This is a genomic window from Pseudomonas sp. PDM25 (assembly GCF_019219045.1).
Taxonomy (GTDB): domain Bacteria; phylum Pseudomonadota; class Gammaproteobacteria; order Pseudomonadales; family Pseudomonadaceae; genus Aquipseudomonas.
The window spans coordinates 1-332 of sequence record NZ_JAHUWL010000084.1 but is presented as its reverse complement, the minus strand read 5'-3'; the positions used below and the strand labels follow the sequence as shown (position 1 = coordinate 332).

Sequence of the window (332 nt, the reverse complement as noted above, 5' to 3'; positions counted from 1 at the left end):
AGTCGTAACAAGGTAGCCGTAGGGGAACCTGCGGCTGGATCACCTCCTTAATCGACGACATCAGCTGCTCCATAAGTTCCCACACGAATTGCTTGATTCATTGAAGAAGACGATAAAGAAGCAGCCCTAACAGGTTGTAGCTTAGTTGGTTGGAACGCACCCCATGCTTTGTGGTAAAGAGCAGGGTGGGGTCGGCCTTAAAGCTCGAAATTGGGTCTGTAGCTCAGTTGGTTAGAGCGCACCCCTGATAAGGGTGAGGTCGGCAGTTCGAATCTGCCCAGACCCACCAATTTTGTGTGGGAACCTGTAGAAATACGGGGCCATAGCTCAGC

1 tRNA gene and 1 rRNA gene are annotated in these 332 nt (G+C 51.5%); both read left to right on the top strand.

Features of this window, described 5'->3' with window-relative positions:
• Window positions 1-50: ribosomal RNA gene (locus KW848_RS31435) — 16S ribosomal RNA — on the top strand; the annotation flags it as partial.
• 162 nt (window positions 51-212) lie between these two features.
• A tRNA-Ile gene (locus tag KW848_RS31430) sits at window positions 213-289 on the top strand.
• Window positions 290-332: the final 43 nt, after the last annotated feature.